The following is an 8,751-nucleotide window of genomic DNA, read 5'->3' as shown; positions in this document are numbered from 1 at the left end:
CCCAGGAGCCGGTGGGCTCGCGGGCGCTCGTCGACCGCCATCAGCTGGGTGTGTCGCCGGCGACGGTCCGCAACGACATGGCGATCCTCGAGGAGCACGGGTTCATCGCCCAGCCGCACACCAGCGCGGGCCGGATCCCGACCGACAAGGGCTACCGCCTCTTCGTCGACCGGCTTGCCTCCGTCCGGCGGCTGAGTCCTCCCGAACGCCGTGCGATCGAGTCGTTCCTCGACGGCGCGGTCGACGTCGACGACGTCGTCCAGCGCAGTGTCCGGCTGCTCTCTCAGCTGACCCACCAGGTCGCGCTCGTGCAGTACCCCTCCCTGACCCGCTCGACCGTCCGTCACGTCGAGCTGGTCCCGATGGAGCGCGGCCGCATCCTGCTGGTGCTGATCACCAGCTCCGGACGTGTCGACCAGCGCATCGTGGAGCTCCCCGAAGAGCCGTCCGAGATGCTCCTCGCGGACTTGCGAGCGCGGATGATCGGCGCCGCGGTCGGGCAGCGGCTGCCGGACGCCTCGGCATCGGTGGCCGACCTCATCACGACCTTCCGTCCCGAGGAGCAGCCCATCGCCACCGCTGTCGTCGCGACGCTCACCCGGGCGTTCTCCGACGAGCGGGCCGACGAACGCGTTGCCGTGGGCGGGGCCGCCAACCTCGCCCGGTTCGGCACCGACTTCGACACCTCGATCAAGCCGGTCCTCGAGGCGCTCGAGGAGCACGTGGTGCTGCTCAAGCTCCTCGGCGAGGCCACCTCTCCGACCACGCTCACCGTCCGCATCGGCACGGAGGTTCCGTACGAGGAGCTCTCGGCGACCTCCCTCGTGGCCACCGCGTACGGCACCGACGACGAGCCGCTCGCCACCCTCGGCGTCGTCGGGCCCACCAGGATGGACTACCCCGGCACCATGGCGGCGGTACGCGCCGTCGCACGCTATGTCGGCCAGACCCTCAGCGACTGAGAGACAGACAACGACGCATGAGCCAGAACTACTACGAGACCCTCGGTGTGAGTCGCGACGCGACTCCGGAGGAGATCAAGAAGGCGTACCGGAGGCTGGCGCGCAGCCTGCACCCGGACGTGAATCCAGACCCTGAGGCGCAGGAGCGGTTCAAGACCGTCACCGTCGCCTACGAGGTGCTCTCCGACGTGGACAAGCGGTCGTTCTACGACCGCGGAGGCGATCCCCTCGCCGGTGCGGGTGCCAGCGGCGGCTTCGGCGCCGGCTTCTCGTTCAACGACATCATGGACGCGTTCTTCGGGCAGCAGACCCAGCGCGGCCCACGTGGTCGTGCCCGGCGCGGCAACGACGCCTTGATCCGCATCGGCGTCCAGCTGGCCGAGGCGGCCTTCGGGACCACGCGCGAGCTCAAGGTCGACACCGCCGTGGTCTGCTCGACCTGTCACGGCAACGGCTCGGCCGACGGCGCGGAGCCGATCACCTGCCAGACGTGCCGCGGGCACGGCGAGGTGCAGCACGTGCAGCGGTCGTTCCTCGGAGACATCCGTACGGCCCGCCCCTGCCCGACCTGCCAGGGCTACGGCACCGTGATCGCGAACCCGTGCGAGGAGTGCTCCGGTGACGGCCGGGTCCGCGCCCGTCGCACGCTGACCATCAAGGTGCCCGCCGGCGTGGACAGCGGCACCCGGATCCAGCTGACCGGCGAGGGTGAGGTCGGCCCCGGCGGCGGTCCCGCCGCCGACCTGTACGTCGAGGTCGAGGTGGAGCCGCACGACGTCTTCACCCGCTCCGACGACGACCTCTACTGCGACGTCCGGGTCCCCATGACCGCTGCGGCGCTCGGCACTCAGATCGACCTGCCGACGCTCGAGGCCGACACCGGTGTCCCGGCCGAGGAGGCCACGATCGGCTTCGACATCGTCCCCGGCACCCAGTCCGGCGAGACGGTCACGATCCGCGGTCGCGGCGTCCCGCACCTGCGCGGGGTCGGACGCGGTGACCTCAAGGTCCGCGTGGTCGTCGAGACACCCACCAAGCTCGACGACCGGCAGCGCGAGCTGCTCGGCCTCCTCGCCACCGAGCGGGGCGAGGAGCTGGTCGAGGGCGAGTTCGCCGCACCGCACCGGCGGGTGTTCGACCGCATCCGGGACGCCTTCCGCTGATCGGAGCCACCGAGGCGGCACCCGGCGGTCGAGATCGTGCTTTCGTGCGACCGCCGATGCCGCCTACGATGGACGAGTCCGAACTCACAGAAGGAGAACTGCTCCCGCGGGAGCGCCGATGACTACGCCTGAACCCTTGCAGCACATGGTCACGATCCCGGCGAGCATCCCCATGGTGTCGCTGCTGGGCCCCACCGACGAGTTCCTGCGCCTGATCGAGGCCAGCTTCGACGCTGACATCCACGTCCGCGGCAACCAGGTCTCCATCCGCGCGACGGCCGCGGAGTCGGCGATGGTCGAGCGTCTCCTCGAGGAGCTCGTGACCATGATCCGAACCGGTCAGGGCCTGACGCCCGAGACGATCGAGCGGAGCATCGCGATCCTCCGGGCTGAGACCGAAGAGCGCCCCGCCGACGTGCTGAGCCTCAATATCCTCTCCAACCGCGGCCGTACGATCCGCCCCAAGACGCTCAACCAGAAGCGCTACGTGGACGCGATCGACCGACAGACGATCGTCTTCGGGATCGGTCCGGCGGGTACGGGCAAGACCTATCTCGCCATGGCCAAGGCCGTCCAGGCCCTGCAGGCGAAGGAGGTCAACCGGATCATCCTCACGCGTCCTGCCGTCGAGGCCGGCGAGAACCTCGGCTTCCTGCCGGGCACGCTGAGCGAGAAGATCGATCCCTACCTCCGGCCGCTGTACGACGCCCTCCACGACATGCTGGATCCCGAGACGATCCCCAAGCTGCTCGCGGCCGGGACGATCGAGGTCGCACCGCTGGCGTACATGCGCGGGCGGACCCTCAACGACGCCTTCATCATCCTCGACGAGGCACAGAACACCTCGCCGGAGCAGATGAAGATGTTCCTCACGCGCCTGGGATTCGGTTCCAAGATGGTCGTGACCGGCGACGTGACCCAGATCGATCTCCCCAACGGCCAGCGCAGCGGGCTGAGGATCGTCCGCGAGATCCTGGACGGCGTCAAGGACATCTCGTTCCCGGTGCTGACCTCGGCCGACGTGGTTCGTCACAAGCTGGTCGGCCGTATCGTCGCCGCCTACGACGAGTACGAGGGTGAGGGCGAGAGTCGTGAACGTCGACATTCTTGACGAGTCGAGCTTTCGTGATGCCGACGGGGCCCCCGTCGACATCGAGCGCCTGACCCGCCTGTCGCGGTTCGTGATGGAGCAGATGCGACTGGCGCCCGCGACGGAGATGACGATGATCGTCGTCGACGCCGGCACGATGACCGAGTACAACGAGAAGTGGATGGACAAGACAGGCCCCACCGACGTCCTGTCCTTCCCGATGGACGAGCTCCGACCCGGCACCGACGACCTGGAGGCCGAAGAGGGATACCTCGGCGACATGGTGCTGTGCCCCGAGGTCGCCACGGCCGACGCCGAGGCCGAGGGCCTGGTCCTCGCCGACCACCTCGAGCTGTTGACGGTGCACGGGATCCTTCACCTGCTGGGCTATGACCACGCCGAGCCCGAGGAGTACGAGGAGATGTTCGCGCTGCAGGACGCGCTGCTCGCGCGCTGGCGCGACGGCGGACGCACGACGGAGGAGGCGCAGTCGTGAGCTCCGACGTGTGGCTGGTGGTGTCGGCGATCGTGCTGGTGGTCCTCGCGGGGCTCCTCGCGAGCATGGACGCCGCCATCTCGACCTTCTCCAAGGCGCGCGCCGACGAGCTCGTCGCCGAGGGCCGCTCCGGAGCGGCGAGGATCGCCAAGATCGTCCGCGATCCCGCCCCGTACATCAACACCGCGCTGTTCCTCCGCATCCTCGCCGAGACGGGCGCGGTCGTGATGGTGGCGGTCGTCTTCGTCCACGCTCTCGACGGGCAGTGGGAGCAGGTGGTCGTCGCGACCCTGGTCATGGCGGTCGTGTCGTTCGTGGCGATCGGAGTCGGTCCGCGCACGCTCGGGCGCCAGAACTCCGAACGCGTCGCGCTGCTGTCCGCCGCACCGCTGGCCGCCATCACCCGGATCCTCGGGCCGGTGCCGCGGCTGCTGATCATGGTCGGCAACGCGCTGACGCCGGGCAAGGGGTTCCGGGAAGGGCCGTTCTCCTCCGAGGCCGAGCTGCGCGAGCTCGTCGACCTGGCAGAGCAGAGCGCGCTCATCGAGTCCGACGAGCGTCAGATGATCCACTCGGTCTTCGAGCTCGGCGACACGGTCGTGCGCGAGGTGATGGTGCCTCGGACCGACGTGGTGTTCATCGAGCGCACCAAGACCCTTCGCCAGGCCATGTCGCTCGCGCTGCGCAGCGGCTACTCCCGCATCCCGGTGACCGGCGAGAGCCTCGACGACGTCGTCGGCATGGCCTACCTCAAGGACATCACCAAGCGGGTCTTCGACAACCGTGACGCCGAGACCACCGAGCGGGTGGAGTCGGTCATGCGGCCGTGCTCCTACGTGCCCGACTCCAAGCCCGCGGCCGACCTGCTGCGCGGGATGCAGTCGGAGCGGACACACGTGGCGATCGTCGTCGACGAGTACGGCGGCACCGCCGGGATGGTGACGATCGAGGACATCCTCGAGGAGATCGTCGGTGAGATCACCGACGAGTACGACGCGCCGCCGGAGGACGTCGAGCACCTCTCCAACGGCTCGGTGCGGATCAGCGCTCGTTATGACGTCGACGATCTTCAGCACCTCTTCGGCGTCCCCATCGAGGACGACGACGTCGACTCCGTCGGTGGTCTCATGGCGAAGCACCTCGGCAAGGTCCCGATCGCCGGCAGCGAGGTGTTGCTCGACGGCCTGCGCTTCGTCGCCGAGGCGCCTCGCGGACGCCGCAACCGCATCGGCACGGTCCTGGTCAGCCGCGAGGAGACCGAGGACGACTCCGCGGAGTCGGTCGGCGCGGCCGCGTCCGGCTGAGGGCTCGCCGATACCCTGGCTCCATGGCATCCGCACCGCTTGGCGTCGACGACCCCGAGGACCTCAAGATCCTGACCCTCGCACGCGCCACCCGCGCCCGCACCCGGGCGGCAGAGGGCGCCTCGGTCCGCGACCGTGACGGACGCACCTACGCTGCCTCGACCGTCGACCTCCCGTCGCTGCAGCTGTCCGCGCTGAGTCTCGCGGTCGCGATGGCGGTGTCGTCGGGTGCGACCGGTCTCGAGGCGGTGGCGGTGAGCACCGACGCCGACGGCGTACGCGACGAGGACCTCGCCGTCGTCCGCGACCTCGCGGGCAGCGGCGTGCCGGTCCTGGTCGCCGACGCCCAGGGCTCGGCCCAGCGTGTGGTGCAGTCGTGAGCGCCTTCCGGTCCGGCTTCGCGTGCTTCGTCGGGCGGCCCAACGCCGGCAAGTCGACCCTCACCAACGCGCTCGTCGGTGACAAGGTCGCGATCACCTCATCGCGTCCCCAGACCACCCGGCACGTGATCCGAGGTCTCGTCCACACGCCCGACGCGCAGCTGATCCTGGTGGACACCCCAGGCCTGCACCGGCCCCGCACGTTGCTGGGCGAGCGCCTCAACGATCTCGTTCGGAGCACGTGGGGCGAGGTGGACGTGGTGGGCGTGTGCCTGCCCGCCGACGAGAAGATCGGCCCCGGCGACCGCTACCTGATCGGCGAGCTGGCCAAGATCCGCCGGACGCCGATGATCGCGGTCGCCACCAAGACCGACAAGGTCGCCCCCGAGCGGCTCATGGCACACCTCGCCGACATCGCCACGACCGGCGAGGAGCTGGGCGTGGAGTGGCGGCACATCGTGCCGGTGTCGGCGAAGTCGGGCTACCAGGTCGCGCACCTTCGTGACCTGCTGATCGACGAGCTGCCCGAGGGTGTCCCTCTGTATCCGGAGGGTCAGCTGACGGACGAGCCGGAGGAGACTCTGGTCGCCGAGGTGATCCGCGAGGCGTCGCTCGAGGGCGTCCGAGACGAGCTGCCGCACTCGATCGCGGTCGTCATCGAGGAGATGGTGCCCCGCGAGGACCGCCCGGAGGACCGGCCGCTCGTCGACGTCCGCGCGACCATCTTCGTCGAACGCGACAGCCAGAAGGGCATCGTGATCGGCAAGGGCGGATCGAGGCTGCGTCAGATCGGGTCGGACTCGCGCGGCCAGATCGAGCGGATCCTCGGCACCCCGGTCTTCCTCGACCTGCGGGTCAAGGTGGCAAAAGACTGGCAGCGCGACCCCAAGCAGCTGCGGCGCCTCGGCTTCTGAGGCGGCTCGCCGCCTACTTGCGGGTCTTGGCGAAGCAGACGCCCCAGCGCTCTCCGCGCTGCCAGGCCGTACGACTGGGCGAGATGTAGCCGTAGTCGAAGGATCCCCTGGTGTCGAGGTAGCGCCGAACCCCGGCCGGGCAACGGTCGCGCATGGTGGCCTGGACCTTCTTGGCGCCGGGGTACTTGGCCTTGGGGGCGCCGAGCTTGACGCTGTCGACCCCGCGCCACTGGTGCTTGGTCGTGCACGGCACGGTCCCTGTTGCCACGCGGATGTCGCCTCGGACGCACTGCATGTAGCGCGACGACGCGCGCCCCTTCAACGCCCCCTTGGTCTTGCCCGGGACGGCAGCGAGCCGGGTCGGGGAGGCGGGCAGCACGAGGTCGCAGCGCATCCAGCCGGCCCCGGCGGCGGTCTGGGCCGCACTGGGCACGCCCACGATGAAGTCGAACTGGGACCGCTTGAAGGTCGACTGGTCGGCCCCGAGGTGAGCGATCACCGCCTTCTCGCAGATGCCCCGCGCCGACCCCAGGATGCGGGTGGTGTCGTACGCGGTGACCGCGGAGCGGACCGCCGTCGGCATCGAGCGGACGAGGTAGGTGACGGAGGTGGCTCCCGAGCAGGAGACCGGAGCGACGTCGTCGTCGCTCACGCGGAGGGCGGCGTCGACCGGACCCGGCTTGCGGCACTCACCGATCTTGGGCAGGACCACCGCCGGCGTCGAAGGCGTCGCCGAAGGGGCCGGGGTCCCAGTGGTCGGCGGCAAGGTGCGCAGTGGCGGGTCCTCGGGCGAGGTCACGCTCGTGGAGTCTTCGTCGGTCGCGAGGTCGGTCGCCGACCCGCACGCTGTGACGAGGACGAGCGCTCCGGCGCCGAGCGCGGCGAGCGCGAGGTCGCGGGTGCGGAGGCGGCGGGCAGCCGTCACGGGAGGTCCTTCCGGGGGGTTCGACGGCACGACGGGTGCCAGTCTACGGGGGTGGGGCACCCGAGCCGTCCGTTGCGAGGTGACTCACCTGCGCGTACGGGTCCAGCAGAGTCCGAAGCGCTGCCCCTGGGACCAGGCCGCGCGGTCGGGTGGAAGCCAGCCGACCTCGATGTCACGGGTGCTGTTGTCAGTGAACGCACGGGCAGCGCCCTCGCAGCGACCGAGCACCTCACCGCGGATGGAGGGGCCGGGGAACGGCGTGCGGGCCGTTCCTAGCCGGCGGGCCGCGACGGCGCGCCACGTGTGGGGGAGGGCACACACCCGGCCACCCCGTCCTGCCCGGGCCCCGGCCAGATCGGTCCGCGCGCACCGGCCGTAGCGGTCGAGTGCGCTGTCGCGCCGCAGGAGGCCCGCGGCCTGGGCCGGCAGCCTCATGAGGGTGGTGTCCGTCCGGGACACGGCGAGGTCGCAGCGCAACCAGCGTGCGCCGGCGTCGAGGTCCTGGTCGCTCGGGACGAACCACGCCGACCGGACCCGAGACAGCGCCAGCCGTGCCGGCGTGGCGCGGACGAACGTGCGCAGCGCAGCGCGGCACCGGCGCTCGGCGTTGGCGGCGAGGGCGGTCGCGTCGATCGGCTCGGTGATGCCTGACAGGCTCGTCACGAGGTACGTGACGGTGGTGTGCGGCTGCGTGCACGGGACCGGGGCGACCCCGACCTGGGCCTCGGCGAGCTGGGGGGCGGAGAGCCGGTAGCAGGCGCCGGCGATCGGCTCGGGCGCCGTCGTCGGGCTCGGCGACGCGCTCGGGGAGTCGCCGGTCGCACGCGATCCCGGGTCGTCGGACCCGTCGCCCCCGGTGCATGCCGACAGGGTGATGGCCGACGCCGCGACCAGAGCGACGACGGCACGACCGGCGACGGGCGTCCGAGCGGGCACCCCTCCACCGTAGGAGCCGGGGCCGTTCCCGGCATCACGCCGAGAGCAGCGCGGCCACGGTCGCGCCCAGCTCGTACGCCTGACCCTTCTCCCGCTCGCCCACGTCGCCCATGACGTCGAGGACCGCGGCGGACTGCGACCAGGGCAGCGCCCCGACGATCGACTGCACGGCTCGGACGGCGCCGGTGGTGTCGTAGCGACCGTGGACCCACAGGCCGTACGGCTTGGTCCGTCGGGGAGGGCCGTCGGAGGTGGCGCCACCCGCCGAGCCGTCGTCGGTCAGCGCTCCTCCCGCCTCCAGGAAGATCGTGTCGAAGAAGTGCTTCAACGCCCCTGACATGTAGCCGAAGTTGGCCGGCGTCCCGAGGACGTACCCGTCGGCGGCGAGAACGTCGGACGCCGACGCCTCGAGCGCGGGCCGCACCACGACGTCGACGCCCTCGATGCTCGGGTCTCGCGCGCCCTCGATGACCGCGTCGGCGAGCGAGCGGACGGTGGGGGTCGGGGCGTGGTGCACGAGCAGCAGGGTTGCCACCTGGCGAGACTAGCGTCGGCGTGGGCTATGCTGCCGGTAGCCATGT

At 70.8% G+C, this 8,751-nt stretch carries 10 protein-coding genes; 7 read left to right on the top strand and 3 right to left on the bottom strand.

The genetic code is table 11. The features are described from left to right. The 7 genes from hrcA to era all read left to right on the top strand — a co-directional run. On the top strand, positions 1–962 hold a 962-nt coding region (hrcA, locus tag PV363_RS13505; protein ID WP_301022577.1), incomplete at its 5' end, for a heat-inducible transcriptional repressor HrcA. A gap of 17 nt (positions 963–979) precedes the next feature. Further along, complete coding sequence (gene dnaJ / locus PV363_RS13500) at positions 980–2,125, top strand: molecular chaperone DnaJ (RefSeq protein WP_220344211.1); 1,146 nt, start codon at positions 980–982, stop codon at positions 2,123–2,125. Between the two features lie 118 nt (positions 2,126–2,243). Continuing rightward, positions 2,244–3,236, top strand: coding sequence for a PhoH family protein (locus tag PV363_RS13495; RefSeq protein ID WP_255559410.1), 993 nt, complete (start codon positions 2,244–2,246; stop codon positions 3,234–3,236). Next, a complete protein-coding gene (gene ybeY / locus PV363_RS13490; RefSeq protein ID WP_220346572.1) occupies positions 3,217–3,711 on the top strand; it encodes an rRNA maturation RNase YbeY in 495 nt (164 codons plus the stop codon). Before PV363_RS13495 ends, ybeY begins: the two co-directional genes overlap by 20 nt. Further along, positions 3,708–5,015 (top strand): hemolysin family protein, encoded by a 1,308-nt coding sequence (locus PV363_RS13485; RefSeq protein WP_220344213.1) that lies wholly within the window; start codon positions 3,708–3,710, stop codon positions 5,013–5,015. Before ybeY ends, PV363_RS13485 begins: the two co-directional genes overlap by 4 nt. 23 nt (positions 5,016–5,038) lie before the next feature. After that, a complete protein-coding gene (locus PV363_RS13480; protein WP_220344214.1) occupies positions 5,039–5,395 on the top strand; it encodes a cytidine deaminase in 357 nt (118 codons plus the stop codon). Continuing rightward, positions 5,392–6,309: a GTPase Era gene (gene era / locus PV363_RS13475; protein ID WP_301022576.1), complete on the top strand. Its 918-nt coding sequence runs from the start codon at positions 5,392–5,394 to the stop codon at positions 6,307–6,309. The genes PV363_RS13480 and era overlap by 4 nt, the downstream gene beginning before the upstream one ends. Before the next feature lie 13 nt (positions 6,310–6,322). Here era and PV363_RS13470 read toward each other — a convergent pair whose 3' ends face one another. From PV363_RS13470 to PV363_RS13460, 3 genes are all read right to left on the bottom strand, one after another. After that, a complete protein-coding gene (locus PV363_RS13470; protein ID WP_220365855.1) occupies positions 6,323–7,234 on the bottom strand; it encodes a septum formation family protein in 912 nt (303 codons plus the stop codon). A gap of 84 nt (positions 7,235–7,318) precedes the next feature. Further along, positions 7,319–8,170: a septum formation family protein gene (locus PV363_RS13465; protein WP_301022575.1), complete on the bottom strand. Its 852-nt coding sequence runs from the start codon at positions 8,168–8,170 to the stop codon at positions 7,319–7,321. Positions 8,171–8,204: 34 nt separating this feature from the next. Continuing rightward, positions 8,205–8,705 (bottom strand): NAD(P)H-dependent oxidoreductase, encoded by a 501-nt coding sequence (locus PV363_RS13460; protein ID WP_301022574.1) that lies wholly within the window; start codon positions 8,703–8,705, stop codon positions 8,205–8,207. Positions 8,706–8,751: the final 46 nt, after the last annotated feature.

It is taken from the genome of Mumia sp., assembly GCF_028803055.1.
Taxonomy (GTDB): Bacteria; Actinomycetota; Actinomycetes; order Propionibacteriales; family Nocardioidaceae; genus Mumia.
This window is presented reverse-complemented; position numbering and strand designations above follow the sequence as displayed.